At 69.4% G+C, this 19,681-nt stretch carries 14 protein-coding genes; 10 read left to right on the top strand and 4 right to left on the bottom strand.

Annotated elements, in window-relative coordinates:
• Window positions 1-29: 29 nt before the first annotated feature.
• From OG272_RS21610 to OG272_RS21600, 3 genes are all read left to right on the top strand, one after another.
• Window positions 30-410 carry a helix-turn-helix domain-containing protein gene (locus tag OG272_RS21610; protein ID WP_405894536.1) on the top strand — a complete coding sequence of 127 codons (381 nt, stop codon included), beginning with the start codon at window positions 30-32 and terminating at the stop codon, window positions 408-410.
• Window positions 394-1,518, top strand: coding sequence for a sigma-70 family RNA polymerase sigma factor (locus tag OG272_RS21605; RefSeq protein WP_405894535.1), 1,125 nt, complete (start codon window positions 394-396; stop codon window positions 1,516-1,518). The genes OG272_RS21610 and OG272_RS21605 overlap by 17 nt, the downstream gene beginning before the upstream one ends.
• 1,055 nt (window positions 1,519-2,573) lie before the next feature.
• The gene (locus OG272_RS21600; RefSeq protein ID WP_405894534.1) at window positions 2,574-2,864 is read left to right on the top strand and encodes a hypothetical protein; all 291 of its coding nucleotides are present in this window, start codon (window positions 2,574-2,576) and stop codon (window positions 2,862-2,864) included.
• Window positions 2,865-3,112: 248 nt separating this feature from the next.
• Here the strand turns inward: OG272_RS21600 and OG272_RS21595 are convergent, their stop codons facing one another.
• Window positions 3,113-3,568, bottom strand: coding sequence for an MmpS family transport accessory protein (locus OG272_RS21595; protein WP_327729237.1), 456 nt, complete (start codon window positions 3,566-3,568; stop codon window positions 3,113-3,115).
• A gap of 695 nt (window positions 3,569-4,263) precedes the next feature.
• Here OG272_RS21595 and OG272_RS21590 point away from each other — a divergent pair.
• The 6 genes from OG272_RS21590 (at window position 4,264) to OG272_RS21565 (ending at window position 13,334) form a co-directional block, all read left to right on the top strand.
• Entirely contained in the window at window positions 4,264-7,005 is a 2,742-nt protein-coding gene (locus OG272_RS21590; protein ID WP_327729238.1) for a cupredoxin domain-containing protein, read from the top strand.
• An 87-nt stretch (window positions 7,006-7,092) separates the two neighbouring features.
• Entirely contained in the window at window positions 7,093-8,133 is a 1,041-nt protein-coding gene (locus OG272_RS21585) for a multicopper oxidase domain-containing protein (protein ID WP_326582123.1), read from the top strand.
• Between the two features lie 64 nt (window positions 8,134-8,197).
• Window positions 8,198-8,950: a YcnI family protein gene (locus OG272_RS21580; protein ID WP_327729239.1), complete on the top strand. Its 753-nt coding sequence runs from the start codon at window positions 8,198-8,200 to the stop codon at window positions 8,948-8,950.
• A gap of 75 nt (window positions 8,951-9,025) precedes the next feature.
• Complete coding sequence (locus OG272_RS21575) at window positions 9,026-10,909, top strand: copper resistance CopC/CopD family protein (protein ID WP_405894532.1); 1,884 nt, start codon at window positions 9,026-9,028, stop codon at window positions 10,907-10,909.
• 45 nt (window positions 10,910-10,954) lie between these two features.
• Complete coding sequence (locus OG272_RS21570; protein WP_405894531.1) at window positions 10,955-11,773, top strand: helix-turn-helix domain-containing protein; 819 nt, start codon at window positions 10,955-10,957, stop codon at window positions 11,771-11,773.
• A 232-nt stretch (window positions 11,774-12,005) separates the two neighbouring features.
• Window positions 12,006-13,334, top strand: coding sequence for a lytic transglycosylase domain-containing protein (locus tag OG272_RS21565; RefSeq protein ID WP_405894530.1), 1,329 nt, complete (start codon window positions 12,006-12,008; stop codon window positions 13,332-13,334).
• Between the two features lie 884 nt (window positions 13,335-14,218).
• Here the strand turns inward: OG272_RS21565 and OG272_RS21560 are convergent.
• From OG272_RS21560 to OG272_RS21550, 3 genes are all read right to left on the bottom strand, one after another.
• Complete coding sequence (locus OG272_RS21560) at window positions 14,219-16,657, bottom strand: tetratricopeptide repeat protein (RefSeq protein ID WP_405894529.1); 2,439 nt, start codon at window positions 16,655-16,657, stop codon at window positions 14,219-14,221.
• The gene (locus OG272_RS21555; protein ID WP_327729243.1) at window positions 16,654-17,079 is read right to left on the bottom strand and encodes a hypothetical protein; all 426 of its coding nucleotides are present in this window, start codon (window positions 17,077-17,079) and stop codon (window positions 16,654-16,656) included. Before OG272_RS21555 ends, OG272_RS21560 begins: the two co-directional genes overlap by 4 nt.
• Before the next feature lie 314 nt (window positions 17,080-17,393).
• Window positions 17,394-19,109 carry a tetratricopeptide repeat protein gene (locus OG272_RS21550; RefSeq protein ID WP_405894528.1) on the bottom strand — a complete coding sequence of 572 codons (1,716 nt, stop codon included), beginning with the start codon at window positions 19,107-19,109 and terminating at the stop codon, window positions 17,394-17,396.
• On the opposite strand from OG272_RS21550, the gene OG272_RS21545 reads away from it, so the two are divergent.
• Window positions 19,108-19,641 carry a tyrosine-type recombinase/integrase gene (locus tag OG272_RS21545; protein WP_405894527.1) on the top strand — a complete coding sequence of 178 codons (534 nt, stop codon included), beginning with the start codon at window positions 19,108-19,110 and terminating at the stop codon, window positions 19,639-19,641. The genes OG272_RS21550 and OG272_RS21545 overlap by 2 nt on opposite strands.
• Window positions 19,642-19,681 lie beyond the last annotated feature (40 nt).

The raw sequence follows: 19,681 nt of genomic DNA, 5'->3' as shown, positions 1-19,681 counted from the left end.
GCCTAGCCTCTGACTTGGGGTGGTTGTCGATGGGAGATGTTCTCGCGGTACAGCCCGGCCGTATACCGGCCGTTGGACTCGGCCCGATGCTGAACGCGGCCAGGCTCCGGCGCGGTTGGCGGTTACGCGAAGCCGCACGGCCGCTCGGCCTGTCCGCTTCCTACCTGCACGATGCGGAAGCCGGACCGTGCCGGCCGTCGCGCGATGTCGCGGACCTCGGCCACTCCGCGGGGCGCGCAACCCGACTCAGAGGACCAGGAGCCACGCCCAGGTACTGGGTTGTGAACCCGTTCGTTGCGGCGTCTTCGACAGGAGCCCCCACGCACGGGCCTCGCGCTGTGCTGGTTCGTGGGCGGTGGTCGGCACGTGATCTCGGCGGGGTGAGAGGCGACAGTGAGCGGACACGATGAGCCTGCGGAGCGACGTTCGGTGGACGGGCATCCCGCCGATCGCTGGCAGCGGGTGCTGAGTCACCGTGAGTCCTTGCTGAAGGTGGCGCGACGGCGGTCCATGAATGTGGATGACGCCGAGGACGCGGTACACGAAGCCATGGTCCGTGCGGCGGAGAACGCCAACGTGGACGACGCCCGGCTGGGCGCGTGGCTGACATCGGTGACGATACGGCTGTGCGTCGACCGGTATCGGCAGATCAACCGCGAGGTCGATGTTCACGCCCGTTCGGCGCGCGCCGCGGCCGGACCCGCCACGGTGGAGGAGGCGGTGTGCGACCAGGCGGAGGCGAAGTGGCTTGCCGGCCACAGCACGGACCTTCCGCTGCGCCAGGCGGAGGTACTGAGCCTGCGGGCGCAGGGCTTTGACCTCGCACAGATTTCGCAGCGCACCGGACTCAGCTACCAGGCGGTTCGGTCGCTTCTGGCCAGGGCTCGCAGGGCGCTCCGCGCCGTACTGGAGGCGACACTGGTTCTCGCCGTCTGGGTGTGGCGCGGGCGGCCGCGAGTGGTGAAGGAAGCCGCGCAGACATCCGCGCAGACAGCCGCGTTGGCGTCCGTGGCGGTGACCCTGACGGTGGCGGGACTGGCCCTGAGCGCACCTTCCGAAGCGGAGACCGAGGAGGATCCGCTTGCGCGGCGTCCCTACGTGACGCATCTCCCCGCCGGTCCGGGGCCCTCAGCGGGGCGAGAACCGATTCCGTCCGAGACGGCCTTGTCCGGTCTTCCCGTCGGGCTCGGGGACGGTCCGGTGTCGCGGACGGCCGCGGGTCCCCTGCCGCCGGCGTCCGCGGCCCCGTCGAAGCTGCCGGGCACTGTTCTGCCAACCCTGCCAACCTTGCCTGCCCTGCCAACCTTGCCCGCCCTGCCAACCTTGCCCGCCCTGCCGGAAGGGCCCGAACTGGCTCTGCCGACGGGGCCGGACGTGTCCGCCGTAGTCCCGTCCCGGCTGCCGGTTCCGCTGCTCGACCCTTCGGGGCCGGCCCCGCTCGATCGAGCCGGGCCGTGCGCTTGCCACACTGCTGCCGGACCGCTGACGACGGGAATGCGGCCGCCGCCTCGGCGCTGAGGTCACAGCGTCCGCGCACTCTCTCGAAAAAATCTCTCCTCTCGTGCGACTCACGCGCCGCTCGTCCCCGTAGAGCAGGTGACGTATCCACGCCGCTGCCGCCAAGGCGGCTCTGTGAGGAGGCGAGTTGCGCGTGACTCGATGCAGGAGCCGAACCGGCAGCCGCGACCACAGGTTCTCCGCCGACCAGGCACGCGAGGCCGCGCAGCGCTTCGTCCAGGACAGCGTCTCCGGTTTCTCCGCCGACCGGCAGTTCGTCGGCCAGGAGGCCGTCATCCACCTGGACGGTGACGCACTGCGGCAGCCCCGTCGGCGGGCCATCGCAGCGGGCGAGGCCGGTGCCCGTGCAGTCACCGCGGAGGTGGACCGCCGCACCGCTGCCGTCGTCCATCTGTCCGCCGCTCAGGGAACAGCCGATGCGGCGGCCTTCCCCGTCAGTCCCGAAGACGCGAGCGCCGCAGCACGGGCGGCCCTGGGAGACGAACACCTTCCCACGGCCGCCGCCGGTGACACCCGGCATGCCGGCCGAAGGACCGTCACGATCGACCATTGCCTGAGCGGACGCGCCGAAGCTCTGTTCCGTGACATCGAACGCCTCGAAACCGATGCCCGCACCCGAGCTGTGCCCGGACGGCGGGGCGCGTACGGGATCGAAGCCGATCGCAGTCTTCCCGTGGCCGAGGGCGTACCGCGCACCGTGACCCGGTACCGCTACGGGGGCGCGCGGTGGCCACCGCCGACGTTGAGGAAGCGCCGAGCGGCGCCGCCCCGGGCGGTACTCCGCCCGCCGGCATCCGCACGTTGGCCATGTCCCGCACCACGCACGAGGCCTCCATTCCGGACCCGTACATTGACGGCCCCGGCCATGGAATCGGGCGTGAAAGCGGCAACTGCTCCGAATACCGGTTCTCACGGCGACGGCCTGGGGATGGTGTACGACACGGGAAATTTCCGGGCCGACGCCGCGGCCCACCACTACCAGCCGAATCCCTGCACGTTCACACCGAAGAGCATCAGTCCGACCACACGCCACAAGAAGACCAGTGGCGGTTCCTATGTACGACTCCCGGCGCACCGCAACGGGAGTGGTTTTCTCCGTCCGGCCGCTGCGGAACGACGGGAGCCACGCCCGCGCGGTCATCGACCGAAACAGTGGCGGCCTATACTGCAATCCGATCTCCGATATCGGCATCGCCAATCAGTGCGACATCTACCAGAACGGTTCGCGATGGATCCACCGCGATCACGACAAGATTCCCGATAACCAGTTCCATCGCTACGGCCAGTATCCCGGCGAGGCGTACGTGCTCGACCTGATCCTCGGAAATAATCCCGTGGCGCAATAAGTGCTCTGCCCCGGTTGTGTGTCGAGTCTGATCGGCGGTGCCACACACCCGGCTGCTTACTCATGTCGGAGAACTCCTTGGTCGAAGCGCCGACTTCCGTTCACATAATGAGCTGGACTCTCGGTGTCGTTTTTCTTTTCGCTTTCTCCTTGTCTTCCTGTGCTTTGGCGGCCGGGTGCCGTCCTGACGGGCCGGCTCCGGGGCGTCGGCGGGTGTCGAAGAGAGGGGCGCCCGGCATCTGCTCACCGTCACCCTGCGCCAGGCTGCACGACACTTGAACAGGACACATCGGTGAACTGGCCCTTGGCGGTCTGCCTGTCGACGATCCGGCCGTCGATGCGAATGGAGCAGGAGACCGACCCGGCCTTCCCGCCCGTCGCCATCACCTGCGTCACGGCCGCCCCGGGTCCGGCCGTGATGGCGACTTCCTTCCTCCACGGGAGCTTGACGTTGTCCACGCTCTTGTCGTTGTTGATGCCGTTCGCCCGGTAAGTGATCAGTGCTGACGTCGCCCCGGGGCTCGTGACCTGGTAGATGACCGTGTGCCGCGTGGGCTGGAGCGCCTGCCGCGCGCGCTCCTCGGGGCTTGGTCCTTCGGGGCCGCCGGTGGCCGCGATGATGGCGCCGCCGGTAGTGGCGAGCAGCAGGACGCCGAGTGGCCAGAGGAACCATCTGGCGCGGTGACCGTCTCGTGCGGGAGGCATGGGAATTCTCGCTTTCTGTCCTGTGCGGCCGGTCGGGCATGGCCGAGTCCGGTGAATCGCGGAGGGCCGTTCTCGGCCCTGGGGCGCCGACGGCTCCTGCGTTCGCGCTGTCATGGTGGCATTCGGCCGGCTCCCTTGACCAGTGTTCACGGAATTAATCCTGGCTAAGGCTGACGGTCCTGTGTTTGATCCCGCTGGTAACCGGTTCTGCTGGGGTCGTCATGGTCCTTCCATGCTTCCCGCGGAACGTGACCGGCATGCCACGGGCTTGGAAGGCAAATACCTGACACTTTAGCGTGATCACCGTGTCGTCCTGACCCGTTGGAACGCCTTGATTTCGCCCTTAGGTCGCTCGCCCAGCGTGTCTGCCTTTTGTTTTCGTTGGTGTTGTAATTACGCCTCAATGCTCGTCTTCACGTGCTCCTGAGATCCAGATTGAAGCTCTATTAATCTTCGGTTAACAATGCAGAGATAAGCGGGACATAAGGGCTCGGTAGATGTTTCGCTCCGTGCCGTGAAGGTGAAGTCTCGGCTGCCGTTCGGAGGCGGAACAGGATGCGGTTCGTCGGATTTCGTCGGGCTCCTGGCTCCATGAATGTCCAGCGGCGACTGTGAAGCCTTTGTGGTGGTGCCTGCCGATGTACTCATCTCTAATTGCGGGAAGGGTTAAAATGTTCATTCTCAATGCGCCACGCATGCGCTCGTCCAGGGGGTGGCGGCAACGCCGGCCCTGGACGACGCGTGCTGTGGCGGGCGCCATGGCGCTCGCCCTGAGCGGGTTCGCCTTGGTCATGGCCGCTCCTGCGGCTTCCGCGGCGACGCACTCGGTCTCGATCAGGAATCTGCAGTACAACCCGGCCAGCATCGACGTAGCGGTCGGCGACTCCGTGACCTGGTCGAATGACGACAGCGTCATCCACAGCGTGACCGGGGGGCCGCTGAACTCACCCGACCTCGATCCGGGGGAGAACTACTCCTTCACCTTCTCGTCGGCTGGGACCTTCGACTACCGCTGCAAGTTCCACCCGGACATGACCGGCACCGTGGTCGTCGGCGGTTCGTCGTCGCCCTCGCCGACCCCGACCTCCACCAGCACCTCCAGCCCGACGCCGACGCCGCCTCCCACGGGCACCAGCTCCCCGGCGCCCTCGGGCGGTACGGGCGGTGACGGTGAGGGCGGTGGCCCGGTCGGCGTCGGGCCCCTGCCCGTCTCCTTCCACCTCACCGACAACCAGAACGCGTGGTTCGACACGAACACCAACCTGTTCGGCGGTCGTGCCCTCGCGGTGGCCGAGATGCCGCGCGTACCGATCAGCGCCACCACGTCCAGCCTCCCGGGGCTGAACCTCGACGGTCTCCCCCTGATAGGTGAGGCGACCGGCGACGGCGGCCTGCTCGGTGGCGACGCCCTCGGCGCGCTCAACGGCGACCTGCCCGGCCTCGACGAGTTCGACTACGACGGCTCGGACGCACCGCTGATCGGCGACCTCGGGGTCGACCCGCTGAAGCTGCTGGGTCTGGACTCGACCAAGGACGCCATCAACAAGGTCCTGCCCGATGGCGACCCCCGCGCCAAGGAGGCGGCCACGCTGCTCGACCAGCTGTCCGACGAGATGGAGGACAAGCCGGCGAACGCGCCGACCACGCTGGACGACCTGCCGGTCGGCGCCGATCTGCTCCCGCTTCTGGAGGACATCCAGAAGTACGCCGAGACCAACGACCTCGAGCTCCCGGTGACGGCGAACTTCGACGTCTCGGCTCCCGCCGCTGCCTCGGCGCACACCGTCACCGGCCTCATCTGGCCGGAGAAGGCGAAGGGCTTCCCCTTCGACCAGGGCGGCGCCTTCGTCGGCAAGACCAGCGTCCAGCTGACCGAGCCGGGCCTGTACGCCTTCGCGTGCAAGGTGCACCCGTTCATGCTCGGTGCGATCGTCGTCGACGACCCGCTCACCCCGGGTCTGGACTTCGGCGAGAAGCTGCGCGTCAACAGCCGCTCGCTGAACGTGCCGTCCAACGCCGACATCATCGCCGAGCTGGTGCAGAAGTTCTTCAACATCACGACCCCGGGCAACTGGCAGCGGTACAGCGACACCGAGGCCACGCAGTGGAACCCGTCCTACCCCCCGGCGCCGATCCTGATGAACACCAGCGACGGCAAGCAGGAGCTCGTCCCCAGCCTGGACGCGTACCTGAAGAACAAGTTCAACACGCCGAAGACCCTCCCCGCCGCGAACAAGAAACCCAGCGTCCCGGGCGTCGGTGAGGTCTGGGTGGACACCCAGTTCGAGAAGTTCGCGGGCAAGTCCAAGCCGGGTGCGGCCACCAAGATCGACGCCTCCGACTGGACCGTCGAGCGCAAGGTCGCGCTGCCCCAGATCAACATGAACAACCCACACAACATGTGGACGGACCGCGACGAAAAGTACATCTACCAAACCGAGTGGTTCAGCGACAAGCTGGACGTCTTCGACCGCAAGACCGGTGAGTTCATCCGGCAGATCAAGGTCGGCCCCGACCCGTCCCACGTCATGACCAGGACGGACACGGACCAGCTGCACGTCGCCCTCAACGGCGGCGGCGCGGTCATGGAGCTGGCACCGGGCGGCACCGGTATCGACCGGCGCATTCCCGTCCAGGCCGCGGGTGACAAGATCGCCCACCCGCACGCCCACTGGATGAGCGGCGACGCCAAGCACATGGTCACGCCGAACGTGAACACCTACGACTCGACCATCGTGGACATTCCGACCGGCGGCATCCGCAAGGAGAGGACCGGCGAACTGCCGATCGCGACCGGCATGACACCGGACGGCGCCAAGGCGTACGAGGCCAACTTCCTCGGTGGCTCCGTCTCGTGCATCTCCATCAAGGAGGACGCGTGCGTCGACGGCGGCACGAAGACCCACTACAAGGAGATCGACCTGTGGGGCGACTACGACCCGGTCAAGGGCGCCACGGGTGACTTCGGTGGTCTGCCGATCCAACTGCCGGTGACCCCGGACGGCAGTGCGCTGCTGGTGGCGAACACCCTGACGTCGAACATCACGGTGATCGACCCGAAGACGGACAAGATCGTGAAGTACCTCCCCTGTGACTCCGGGTGCCACGGCATCAACTTCGGGGCCAAGAAGGGCGGAGGCTACTACGGCTACGTCTCGAGCAAGTTCTCGAACGCCATGTCCGTCGTCGACGTCGACCCGAACAACGACGGCGACATCTCGGACGCCAAGGTCGTCGGCCGGATGCTCCTGACCGGTGACGACAACACCAAGATGGACGACAAGATCACCGGCTACGCCGGTATGGGCGGGCAGGGTGTTCTCGCGGTCCCGCTGGTCTACAACGGCTGGGCTCAGCGCGTGCCCGGCAACGCGGTCAATGACCAGCTGACGTGCCGTCAGCGCAACCCGATCGACTACGAGAGCAAGTGCTCGTAGCGATCCACCACGGCCGGGGGGCCGCCCGCGGGCGGCCCCCCGGTTCTCCTCAGAGCCCTCATGAGCGCATGAGAAGGACACACTTCCATGGAATCTCCCGACCCCGCGTACCCTCCACCGGCCGGACCCCGCCGCACGTTCCGCCTCTCCCACGTCGTGGCGTCGAGCGCCGCGTTCTTCGCCGTCATCGGCCTGACCTCCTTCGCTCCCGTCCTCATGAAGCAGTTGGCACCCGACGCTCCGCACCGGCCGAACCCGTCCGCGGTCGGGGCGCCCGGCGAGGCCAAGGATCTCGGGGACGGCACCCAACTGGCGCCCTACGAGGTCGTCGACGGGGTCAAGGTCTTCAAGCTCCACGCGGCGCCCGTCTCCTGGGAGACCGCGCCGGGCAAGGTCCGCGAGGCCTACGCCTTCAACGGCATCGTCCCCGGCCCGGTGATCCGCGTGAACGAGGGCGACCCGGTCCGCATCGTCGTCGAGAACGATCTGCCCGAGCCGACAGCCGTGCACTGGCACGGCATGGACCTGCCCAACAGCCAGGACGGCGTACCCGGCCTCACACAGCCCGAGATCGAGCCCGGCGAGAGCTACACCTACGAGTGGAAGGCGATCAGCCCGGGAACCCACTGGTACCACTCGCACATGCATGGCGAGCAGGAAGGCAAGGGGCTCTACGGATCCCTTGAGGTCGTGCCGAGGACCGGCGACATCCGGGCCGACCGTGACTACCGCATCATGATCGGCGACGGCGCGCTGGGCTTCGTGTTCAACGGCAAGAGCTTCCCGGCGACCGAGCGCCTCAGCGCCCGGGTGGGCGAGAAGGTCCGTATCCGTCTGATAGGCACCGGCCCGGAGATGATCCACCCGATCCACCTGCACAGCGGCCACTTCACGGTGGTGGCGCAGGACGGCCGGCCGCTGGCCGTCCCGCAGGAGATGGACACGCTGAACGTCGGCGTGGGACAGACCTACGACATCGTCTGGACACCCACCAAGACCGGCAAGTGGATGATCCACTGCCACATCTTCTCGCACTCGGAGACCCACGAGGGCATGGCAGGACTCGTCTCCATCTTCCAGGTCGACCCGGCGGTCGTCTCCGTACCGGACCTGCCTCTCATCGACTGAGCACAGCGGCCCACCGTCTCCCCCTCCCCGCGTCCCCGTCCTTTGCTGAAAGGAACCGATCCCCATGATTTCCCGCGCTCCCGGGCATCCGTCCAGCCGCCGCCTGTCGGTCGCGACCGTCGCCGGAGCCGCCGTCGTCGTCTTCCTCGCCGCGCCCGGTGCCTTCGCCCACGTCTCCGTCAACCCGGGGACGGCCGAGCCCGGCGGCTTCACCAAGGCCGCCTTCCGGGTGCCCAACGAGCGGGATGCCGACTCCACCGTGCAGGTGGAGATAGCCTTCCCGGCCGAGCACCCCCTGGGGCACGTGTCGGTCCAGCCAGTTCCCGGCTGGAAGGCGACAGTGAAGAAGGAGCGGCTGAAGCAGCCGATCGTGGACGGTGACCACGAGATCACCGAGGCGGTCACGTCCGTCCTGTGGGAGGGCGGCACGATCCGCCCAGGGGAGTTCCAGGAATTCCCCCTGTCCCTGGGGCCGCTTCCCGAGGACGCCTCCGAGATGGTCTTCAAGGCGGTGCAGACCTACTCGGACGGCGAGGTGGTGCGCTGGATCGATGTCCCGGAGAAGGGCGCGGCCGAGCCCGAGCACCCCGCACCGGTCCTCGCACTGAAGAGCACCGCACCGGTCGCGGCGGCGGCACCGGCCGCGGCCAGGACCCCGTACGAGGCGGAGGCGCCCGCCACCGACATGGTGTCGCGGCTGCTCGGCGGCAGCGGGCTGGCCGTCGGCCTCGCCGCCCTCGGCTGGGCCGCGGCCGGGCGGCGCGCCACCGCGACGCGGTCCGCCCAGGCGGAGAGGCAGGAAGAGATCACGGTCTGAGAGAGCCGGGGGCGTCGGCGGCCCCGTCCCCCCAGGCCGTCGGCGTCCCCACTGCCTCCGATGAGAGAGATCACGATGCACCGAGCAACGCTCCACCCGTCCGTGCACGCATGCGTCGCACTCCTGCTGGCAGCGCTGGCCGTGGTCGCCGGCTCCACCCCGGCCCGAGCCCACGCCTCCGTTGTGTCGACGGCACCGGCCGACCGGCAGGTGCTCGGCACCCCTCCACCACGGGTGTCCCTGACGTTCACCGAACCCGTGAGCCTCGGCCTGACCCGCGTCAGCGTGATCGCGCCGGACGGCGACACGGTTGCGACGGGCCGGCCGGAGCATCCCGCGGGCAGGGCCGAGGAGGTCGCCGTCAGGCTGCGGACCCTGTCGGCCAAGGGCACCTACACCATCGTCTGGCACACGGTTTCCGCCGACTCCCACCCCGTGCAAGGCACGTTCTCCTTCAGCGTCGGCCGGCCCACGGCCGGGAGCTCGCCCGCGTCCGCCGGCCCGTCCGCGGGCATGGAACACGGCGCGGTGACCACGGCCGGCGCTCTGCAGAGCGCGGCGCGATGGGTCTCCTTCGTGGGCTTCGCCGTTCTTGTGGGGACCGCCTTCTTCGTCGCGGCCTGCTGGCCCGCCGGGATCCGGCGGCGCCCCGTCCACAAGCTTCTGTGGACCGGCTGGTCCGCCCTCATGACGGCGACGGTGCTCTCCCTGCTCGTCTACGGGCCGTACGCGGCGGGCACCTCCCTGTTCTCCGCCCTGGACGGGCGCCTCATCGCCGCGACGCTGGGCAGCCGCATGGGCCTGATGCTCGTGCTGCGTGCCGTGCTGCTCGCTCTCGTTGCGGCCGGACTGGTCCTCGCCCGCCGACGAGTGACCGCCGGCAGTCCGGTCCCGGGCGACCGGGCGGAGTACGCACTCGGGGCGGGGCCCTCGTCCGGGCCCGGAGGTCGGGGCCGGATGCGCAACACCGTCGCCGTGCTCGGCGTCGGCTGCGCGCTCGCCCTGACATGGAGCCTCGCGGGACACAGCGCAGCGGGCCCACTGGCCGCGCTCGCCGTGCCGGCCGACACGGTCCATCTCGTCGCCATGGCCGTCTGGACGGGCGGGCTCGTCGCCCTGGGCACGGTGCTGCTGCGGTCGCGGGACGCCCCCGACGCCCCGGTTCTGGAGCCCGCCGTCACCCGGTTCTCGCGCGTCGCGGGGATGTGCGTCGTCCTGCTCCTGGCCACCGGACTCTTCCAGGCCTGGCGGCAGCTGGGCGGTGTGCCGGCACTGCCGGGCACGCTGTACGGACGTGTCCTGCTCGGCAAGTTGTGCCTGGTTGCGGTGCTGGTCGGGCTGGGCGCCGGGGCCCGTGCATGGGTGCGGCGCCACTACGGCCCGGCGCCGTTGGTGGTCCAGGGTCGGCGCAGGCCGACTCGGCCGGGGCCGGACGGCGGCCAGGTCCGGCGCTTCGGAAGGCTGGTGATGGCGGAGACACTGATCGCCGCCGTCCTGCTCGCGGTCTCTACCGTCCTGGCGAACACCGACCCGGCGACCGCGGACGGCGGGACCTCGGCGGACCAGCAGGGCCGGCGTCCCGCGGCGGGAGCGGCGCCCGCCGGACCCCGGACCGCCGTGCCGTTCAGCCGGGCGGCCGCCTTCGACAGCGGGGGGCAGAGCGGAAAGGGTGTCGTCGCCGTGGTGGTCAGCCCCGCGGCGAGAGGGGTGAACGAAGTCCACCTCGCGGTTCTCGACACCCGGGGACAGCCACGGGACGTGCCCGAGGTACGGGCGGAGTTCAGCCTGAGCAAGCCCTCGGTGGGGCCGATCCGCGTTCCCCTGACGTACGCGGGCCCCGGCCACCACATCTCGAGCGCCTTCTCGCTGCCCCTGCGCGGGCGGTGGCAACTGGCGCTGACCGTACGCACGTCCGACATCGACCAGGACGTCGTACGCATTCCGGTCGATGTCCGCTGAAGGGTCGCCGCGGCGGTGGCCCGGACGAAGGAGGATCGCGACAACGTGTCGAACACACGCGACGCTCGCAAACTGTCGGTTGACGGACTTGAGGATCTGCGGCGGTGTGCCGTCGCGGCCGTGGAGTCGGGTGTGCCGCGCACGGAGGTCGCGCGGCTGTACGGAGTCTCCCGGCAGACCGTGGGGGCCTGGGTCCGGGCCTACCGGCTGGAGGGCTCCGACGCGCTGCGCCCGCGCAGACGCGGCCGACGACCGGGCGACCAGCTGGCGCTCTCGTCCGCCCGGCAGCTCTGGATGCTCCGGACCATGACGACGACGACGCCCGACAAGGTGGGACTACGGGACGTGCTGTGGACCTGGCAGTCCCTCGCGGCGCTGGCCCACCGGGAGTTCGGCGTCGTCCTGGGCACCACGACCATCCGCAACTACCTGACCCGGTGGGGATTCTGTCCGGACACATCGCAGCCGACCCGGATGCTCCCCCACCGCGCCACCCTGGCGCACGGGCTGCGCGCGACGACGGGCGCCGGGACGGCCGAGGCGCAGAGGAGACCGGTGACAGAGACGCTGTGGACCGACCATGCCCGCGTGCGCTGGTGCGTCTGCGGCCCCCCGGCGGACCCCGATTCACGTATGTCCCTGCACTCCGACGTCCTCTTCGCGGTCACGAGCCGCAGGGCCGTGCTCTTCACGCCGGCCCGGGACCCGTACGACGGCGAGGAGATACGGGAGTTCTACGCCCGCCTGCTCAGCCGGCACCGCGGCCCGGTCGTCCTCGTGCCCGGCTGGGAACCCACCCGCCGGACGGAGCTGCTGGACCTGTGGCTCAGCACGCACACCGAGAGGACGCCCGTCGCACTGTGACGGGGAGGCCGCAGCTCTGGGCAGTGCCTGGACGGCTGCCGCGTCGCCGGCCGCCGTCTGCCGGCTGACGTCCCCCTACTGATCGCACCGCACCGCCCCCCGTCCAGCCGCCTGGATCGTGCAGTCCCGTAGCCGTGACGCGATCAACGCCGCCCAGTGTGCGGGACGCGCCGATCGGGCCGATGCGGTGGCCTGGACCTGACCGACCACTGAAATCGGAGGTTGACAACCGGTGAGAATCAGGAACGAACAGGTATCCACGTGCAGTTGTCGCAGTGTCACGCGGGCCGATGCGCCGGGGAGCGCGGACGGCCCCGCCGCCCGATCGTCGACGGGAGGGGTTCTCGCGACGGCGGCACGCTTCGGCAGGAGGCTGCGCAAGGGGACGGCGACCGCCGTCCTGACGGCTGCCGCGGTCGCGGCGCTGACCGCGTCCCAGGCCCCCGGCCTGACCGACAGCGGTCGGCAGCGCACGGACACTCCTGCGGCCGACACCGACACCGACACCGACATTGACACCGGCGCGACCGGCGAGGCCCCTTACTACACGGATCTGCCGCCCCTCGACAGCCCCGCCCAGATGCCCAGCACGGGCGACGATGACGGTGACGCCAACACCGGTGAGCCCGAAGCCGGCATACCCGTCACCGTCCTGCAGGCGTACCAGAAGGCACAGGCCGCCCTCGCCGAGTCCAAGCCCGGCTGCGACCTCACCTGGCAACTGCTCGCGGCCATCGGCAAGGTGGAGTCCGGGCAGGCCCGCGGCGGACGCGTGGACGCGAACGGCACCACGCTGTCGCCCATCCTCGGGCCCGTCCTCAACGGCAACGGCTTTGCGAAGATCACCGACACCGACGGCGGCGCGTACGACGGCGACACGGTGCACGACCGCGCCGTAGGCCCCATGCAGTTCATCCCCTCGACCTGGGAGAGCTGGGGATCCGACGGCAACGGCGACGGCAAGAAGGACCCCAACAACATCTACGACGCGGCGCTCGCCGCCGGCCGCTACCTGTGCGCGGGCGGCCGCGACCTTTCGGTGACCCCGCAGTTGCACGCGGCGATCCTCAGCTACAACCACTCGCAGGCCTACCTGAACACGGTCCTGAAGTGGCTCGAGTACTACCGCGAGGGCACCTACGCGGTCCCGGACGGCACGGGTGTCCTGCCGACCGGCCGCAGCGACGACAGCGACGGGCCGAACCCCAGCCCGTCACCGAGTACGCCCGGTACGTCCGAGCCGAGTACACCGAACCCGGGCACCACGAAGCCGGGCAACACGCAGCCGGACGGCGGCGGTTCGACGAGCCCCGGCCCGAACGATCCCGGCACCGAACCCGGCTCGCCCGCGCCCAGCCCCGCGCCCACCCGCCCGGTGGCGCGCCTGGAAATCGCGGACACCGGGGAGCTGACCGCGACGGCGGGCGACGCGTCCGGTGAGGGGGTGGCCGTGCGGGCCGAGACCCCGTCGGACACGGGCGTGCCGAAGGTCACGGTGCGGCTCCCGATCGTCGGCGACACGGACACGGCTCTCACCGGCGGCGAGAACGTCCGGCAGTAGGCGCACCGAGGCTGCGATCTGGGTGCTGCCGGTCGAGCACCTGGTCGAGGTCCTGGTCGAGGTTCTGGTCGAGGTCCTGGCGTGGGCCGCGCGGTTGCCCGCCGTCACGCGGGCTGGTGCATCAAGCGCTCCACGCGGAGCCGAAGCCGCTTGACGGAGACACCTGCAGGAAGAGTTGATGCCCTTGCCGCCGCGAGCGTCGGGGGTATCAGCGCCGGCTCAGCACTGCTGGCTGGGCCGTGCTGTGGCCGGAAGGGGGCAACCACGGTGGCGGCCGACGCGCGCACCAGACCCTCGACGGGCGCGAGGTCGGGCTGCCGTTTCCGCACAGCCCGTGAGCAGCGGGTGTCCGCGGAACACGGAAGCAGGAGCGCCCCGTGCATACCGTCGCAGTCGGTGCTGCTCTTCGCGGGCGGCTGCGGCGGGGGCGCAGTCCGGCTCGTACCGCGCCCCCGCCACCTCCGAGAGCACCGCCCCCGAAGCGGAGCCCGAGCCTGACGACGCCGACGAGCCCGGCTGGAGTCCGTGCCGGATGGCGCTGATCCGTTGGGAGAAATATCGGGGTCTGGAGGCCCGTCCGCTCACGCAAACGGCCCCGGACGAGGAGTCCGAGGCCGAATAGAACGCCTCCCTGGGGAGGAAGCCCCAGGTCAGCGGCGTAACGCGTTGTGCCCCCGGCAGGATTCGAACCTGCGACACCCGCTTTAGGAGAGAGGCTGGGGCGCCTGGGCAGTGACCTGCGGCTTCGCTGGCCCAGCTAGTCAGCCCGGATGTAGCCGCCTGCCACCCCTCTTGACCGTGGCTGACCCCCGCATCTGGCACGGCTGTGGCACGCGGCTGCTGACCTTCTGATCCGTAGTTCGATAGAGATCGGTCGGGGGCGGTCATACCGGTTGCTCAGGTGTGTCTGAGGGGGGATGGTCGGGGGCGGTTGCTGGGGTTGCTGTATCTGGTTGCTGTACAGCTGCCGCTGCTCTGCGGGCGAGGGTGAGGTTGTTGCGGCTGGTCAGTGTGTCGGGGTGGGTGTCGCCCTGGATCTGCTCGCGCTGGGCGAGGGTGGCCTGTAGCAGGGGGATGGCCCGCCCCAGATCCCCCACCGTGTAGTAGGCGGCGGCTAGGTTGTTGCGGCTGCTCAGTGTGTCGGGGTGGGTGTCGCCCAGAACCTGTTCGCGCTGGGCGAGGGTGGCCTCGTACAGGGGGATGGCCCGCTCCAGGTCCCCGGCCGACTGGTAGGCGTAGGCGAGGTTGTTGCGGCTGGTCAGTGTGTCGGGGTGGGTGTCGCCCTGGATCTGCTCGTACTGGGCGAGGGTGGCCTCGTACAGGGGGATGGCCCGCTCCAGGTCCCCGGCCGACTGGTAGGCGGCGGCTAGGTTGTTGCGGCTGCTCAGTGTGTCGGGGTGGGTGTCGCCCAGAACCTGTTCGCGCTGGGCGAGGGCGGCCTCGTACAGGGGGATGGCCCGCTCCAGGTCCCCGGCCGACTGGTAGGCGTAGGCGAGGTTGTTGCGGCTGGTCAGTGTGTCGGGGTGGGTGTCGCCCTGGATCTGCTCGTACTGGGCGAGGGTGGCCTCGTACAGGGGGATGGCCCGCTCCAGGTCCCCGGCCGACTCGTAGGCGCCGGCGAGGTTGTTGCGGCTGGTCAGTGTGTCGGGGTGGGTGTCGCCCAGAACCTGTTCGCGCTGGGCGAGGGTGGCCTCGTACAGGGGGATGGCCCGCTCCAGGTCCCCGGCCGACTCGTAGGCGCCGGCGAGGTTGTTGCGGCTGGTCAGTGTGTCGGGGTGGGTGTCGCCCAGAACCTGCTCGTACTGGGCGAGGGTGGCCTCGTACAGGGGGATGGCCCGCTCCAGGTCCCCGGCCGACTCGTAGGCGTAGGCGAGGTTGTTGCGGCTCCTCAGGGTCTTGGGGTGGGTGTCGCCCAGGATCTGCTCGCACTGGGCGAGGGTGGCCTGTAGCAGGGGGATGGTGCGGGCTGTGTGGCCTTGGTAGTGGAGACGGTTGGCGGCGGTGGCGTACGCGGCGGTGAGGCGGGGGTTGTGGTGTCCGGGCGGAGTGGTGGCGGCGAGGGTGACCAGGTGAGGGGTGAGCGTGTCCCACTGGCGGTCGGGTATGTCCTGTCCGGGGAGCGGGGTCAGGTGGTGCAGGACTGCTTGTTCGGCGCGGTCGCGTCCTTGCAGGTGCCGGGGTGGTTGGGGGTGGTCGGCGGGTTTGGGGGTGCGCAGGACGGTTTGGACCAGGCGGTGGACGGTGACGGTGGTGCCGGTGTCGGTGACCATGCTGTAGGCGGCGAGGGTGCCGATGGCTTCCGCGATGTCGTCCGGGTCAGCGTCGGCCGGGGTGAAGAGGGTGTGGGGAATGTCGTCGGGGGCGAGCCAGGCGGCGGTGTGCAGTACCTCCACCGCCAGCGGATGCTCCGCCTCCAGGGTCTGGAGGGTGACGTTCCAGACGCGGGCGATGGTGCGTTCGGCGTCGATGCCGTGGGCGGTCCTGTCGAGTTTGGTGCCCAGGCGGCGCCGGTAGGCGTCCAGGCTGACCCCTTGGTTCTGGGCGAGGTAGGCGCTGGCCTGTTTGACCGCCAGCGGCAGACACCCCAGCTCAGCGACGAGCGCGCGGGCGTTCACTTTCTGCTGTGGCGTGGGTCTGGTGTCCTTGAACACCAACTGGCACAGCAGGGTGGTGGCGTCGTCGGTGCTGAGGTTGCCCAGGCAGAGTGTGGCGGCGCTGTCGGGCCAGCCGGTGGTGCGGCGGCTGGTGGCCAGGTGGTGGCCCTGGTGCAGGGCGCCGGTGTAGGGGGCGAGGTCGGCGGGGTCCTCGACGTTGTCGTAGATGAGCAGCCACCCCTGGTGCCAGGCCAGCCACTGCCTCGCCCACGACACCTGTGCCCCGCGCTCGGCTGAGGTTGCCCAGTCGGGGACCAGTGCCGTGGTGAGTTCAGTGAGGGATGTCTCGATCTCGTCGGGGGAGGCGGCGTTGATCCACCAGATCAGGGTGTAGTAGCTGCGGTGGCGGTGGGCGTAGCGCTGGGCGAGCGTGCTCTTGCCGATCCCGCCCAGCCCGTGCACCGCCCCACTCTGGGTGATCGCTCCCTCGCCCCCGCCCGTCAGGATGCGGCGCAGCTGGCTCAGCTCTTCATCCCGGCCCAGGCAGAGCGTGGCCGGGGGCAGGTTCGAGGTGCCCGGGGCCGCAGTGACCTTGTCCGGCGCATGCAATGCTTCAGCTGGCAGGACATGCAGATCACCTGTGTACGCGTCTCTGATGCGCTGGGCCCCGATGGTCCGCTTGCCGGCAGCCTTGATGCGCGGTCCGGCAGCGGTGTCGTCCGTCGTCACGGCTGTGGCGGGGTGTGGCCGTCACCGGTGATGGCGGTGCGGATGTGCTGGGCGGCGATCGACCGCTCACCGGACGCCGTGATGGTGACCGTGCCCGCAGCCGGGGCGGGCAACAGGGCCGACAACTCCTCCCGCAGTGCGGGATCGTCCTGCAACGCACGTCGCAGGAGCCTGCTCAGCACCGCTGTGGAGTAGGTGTCGTCCTGTTCGTCGGCGGCCTCGTCCACCACACGTTCCAGCTCGGCCCGGCCCGCCTCGTCCCCGCGCTGCCAGACGAGTTGAAGAATCCGCTGCCCGAGACCCACCGTGGCGTCAGCGGCAACGTCCTGCGCCCGCGTCAGCACCGCTACTCCGTATGCCCCGACCGCAGCCGTCAGGTACGGGCTCGCCTGCTCCACCAACTGCACAACCTCAGGCCCCACTTGCTCCCCCTGTTCCGCGCGGCTCCGAAGGAACCCAGCGTAGAAACACCGCCCCTGTCGTGAAGCCAAAACGCCCGAACCGCCCGCAACGGTTCCAGCACCGATCACTGGCCACGGGTGAGGACAACCTCACCGCTGATACGCCATTAGCTTGGGAAGCTCAGGTGATCGCGGCTCGCTGTTGGGCTGACCTGCGGCGAAGCGGTGTTGATGCTTGGTGGCCGTCGACTTGGTTCCCCTTGATCCCCGTGGCACCACAGGATCTGGCAGGCGTCTGGCACGCACCTCTTCGTCCCGAACTCTCGGCTAAGTAGTCATTGCGGGCCCTTGGGCTGGTCATCGGCTGGAGATGGCTGCTGAGGGTCCGGGACGGTCGTAGACGTTTCTGCACTCCTTTGCTGTACAGCCTCGGCGGCCTTACGAGCACTGGCGAGGTTGCTGCGGATGGCATGGGTGTGGGGGTGGGTGTCGCCGAGGACCTGCTGGCTCTGGGTGAAGGTGGTCTCAAACAGAGGGATGGCCCGTCCCAGATCCCCCGCCGCTTGGTAGGCGTAGGCGAGGTTATTACGGGTGGCGAGGGTGTGGGGGTGGGTGTCGCCGAGTATCTGCTGGCTCTGGGTGAGGGTGGTCTCCAGCAAGGAGATAGCGCGGTCGAAGTCTCCCATCCGCTGGTAGGCGTTGGCGAGGTTGTTGCGGCATGCTTGAGCGTCGGGGTGGGTGTCGCCGAGGATCTGCTGCATCTGGGTGAGGGTGGTCTCCAGCAGGGGGATGGCGCGGTCGAGGTCTCCCACATCGTGGTAGGCGTAGCCGAGGTTGTTGCGGCTTTGCAGGGTGTGGGGGTGGGTGTCGCCCAGGACCTGTTCGCGCTGGGTGAGGGTGGTCTCGTACAGGGGGATGGCCCGCCCCAGGTCCCCCGCAGCTTGGTAGGCGCCCGCAAGGTTGGTGCGGCCTCGCAGAGTGTCGGCGTGGGTGTCACCGAGGATCACCTGGCACTGGGTGAGGGTCGTCTCAAACAGAGGGATGGCGCGTTCGAGGTCTCCCGCCAACAGGTAGACGTAGGCGACGTTGTTGCGGCTTCGCAGAGTGTCGGGATGGATGTCGCCGAAAACCTGCTGGCGCTGGGTGAGGGTGGTCTCCAACAGGGGGATGGCCTTCCCCAGGTCCCCCACCGCCTGATAAGCGCCCGCGAGGTTACTGCGGCAGGCCCGGGTGTTGGGGTGGGTGTCGCCGAAGACCTGCTCGCACTGGATCAGGGCGGCGGTGCGCAGCGTGATGGTGTGGGCGTCGCGGCCTTGCTCGTACAGGTACTGGGCTGCCCGGTGGTAGGTGTCGGCGGTGTCGGCTGATGCGGGGGTGTCCGGTGGCGTGGACTCGGCCAGGGCCAGGACATGTGGGAGCAGGCGTTCCCATAAGGTAACGGGCTCGGGCAGCGAGTTGTCCGGCGTGGTGGGCAGGGCCTGGTGGACAGCCTTTTCGGCCTCCGCGCGGCCCGGGGCGTAGACGTCGGGCAATGACTCGGCCGGAGTGCGGGTGCGCAGGACGGTCTGTACGAGTCGGTGGACGCTGACGCCTCGGCGGTCGTCGGTGAAGGCGATCATGTTGTAGGCGTGCAGTTCGCCCAGGGCGTTGCCCAGTGCGATCGTGCTGGGGGCGAGGGCCGCGAGGAGAGTGCGGGGGATGTCGTCGGGGGCCAACCACGCCATGGTGTTCAAGAGGGTGACCGCCAGCGGGTCGCGATCGGTGATGACGATGAGGGTCTGGTCCCAGATCTGGGCGATGGTCCGCTCAGGGGCGTCAACGTCACGGTCCTCATCTAGGACGAGCCCCAAGTCCTGGCGGTAGATATCCAGGTCGGTGCCGGTCCGGTAGGCGTAGGCGCCAGCCTGTTCCAGGGCCAGCGGCAGACAGCCGAGATCCTCCGCCAGCCGCCGCGCCGCCTCACGCTCTTCGCCGGTGGGGGTGAGGCCAGGAAAGGCGATGGCACACAGCAGGTCGGTGGCCTCACCCAGGGGGAGCAGGCCCAGGGTCATGGCGGGGGCCAGCTTGTGCCAGGAGCTGGCGGCCCTGCGGCGTCGGGACATCGACCAGGAGGGGCTCACCGTCACTGTTCGCCGGGCTCAGGCTGAGTTGCAGAGCGGTCGGCTCTTCGACAAGGCGCCGAAGTCTGCGGCTGGGGTACGTACCGTCTCCTTCCCGGCCGAGCTGCTCGGCGAGGTCACGCGTCATCTGGAGCAGTTCGCCGCTCCTGGCCGTGACGGTCACGTCTTCGTCGGGCCGCAGGGCGGGCAGCTGCGGCGGAGCAACTTTCGCGACGACTGGGTCAAGGCGCGGAAGGCGGCAGGTGTCACGTCCGAACTGCACTTCCACGATCTTCGGCACACCGGCAACACGCTGGCCTCGACGGCCGGGGCCAGCACGCGGGAGCTGATGACGCGGATGGGGCATAGCAGTTCCCGGGCCGCGCTGATCTACCAGCACATGACCAGCGACCGGGACCGCACCATCGCTGATCGGCTCGGGGCGATGATCCGTGAAAGTGGGGGAGAGGAAGCTTCCGGCTAAGACTCGTTTCAGCGACCCTTGTGGAGTTCTCAGCCCCTGG

The organism is Streptomyces sp. NBC_00104 (assembly GCF_045160825.1).
Lineage (GTDB): Bacteria > Actinomycetota > Actinomycetes > Streptomycetales > Streptomycetaceae > Streptomyces.
The sequence above is the reverse complement of the archived record's forward strand: the minus strand, read 5'-3'. Positions and strand labels throughout refer to the sequence as shown.

Excerpts from the sequence above, each read along its gene's own strand:
- OG272_RS21610 (WP_405894536.1), top strand. The coding sequence starts at position 30 with ATGGGAGATGTTCTCGCGGTACAGCCCGGCCGTATACCGGCCGTTGGA.
- OG272_RS21600 (WP_405894534.1), top strand. The coding sequence starts at position 2,574 with ATGTACGACTCCCGGCGCACCGCAACGGGAGTGGTTTTCTCCGTCCGG.
- OG272_RS21595 (WP_327729237.1), bottom strand. The coding sequence starts at position 3,568 with ATGCCTCCCGCACGAGACGGTCACCGCGCCAGATGGTTCCTCTGGCCA.
- OG272_RS21590 (WP_327729238.1), top strand. The coding sequence starts at position 4,264 with ATGCGCTCGTCCAGGGGGTGGCGGCAACGCCGGCCCTGGACGACGCGT.
- OG272_RS21585 (WP_326582123.1), top strand. The coding sequence starts at position 7,093 with ATGGAATCTCCCGACCCCGCGTACCCTCCACCGGCCGGACCCCGCCGC.
- OG272_RS21580 (WP_327729239.1), top strand. The coding sequence starts at position 8,198 with ATGATTTCCCGCGCTCCCGGGCATCCGTCCAGCCGCCGCCTGTCGGTC.
- OG272_RS21575 (WP_405894532.1), top strand. The coding sequence starts at position 9,026 with ATGCACCGAGCAACGCTCCACCCGTCCGTGCACGCATGCGTCGCACTC.
- OG272_RS21545 (WP_405894527.1), top strand. The coding sequence starts at position 19,108 with ATGGCGGGGGCCAGCTTGTGCCAGGAGCTGGCGGCCCTGCGGCGTCGG.
- OG272_RS21550 (WP_405894528.1), bottom strand. The coding sequence starts at position 19,109 with ATGACCCTGGGCCTGCTCCCCCTGGGTGAGGCCACCGACCTGCTGTGT.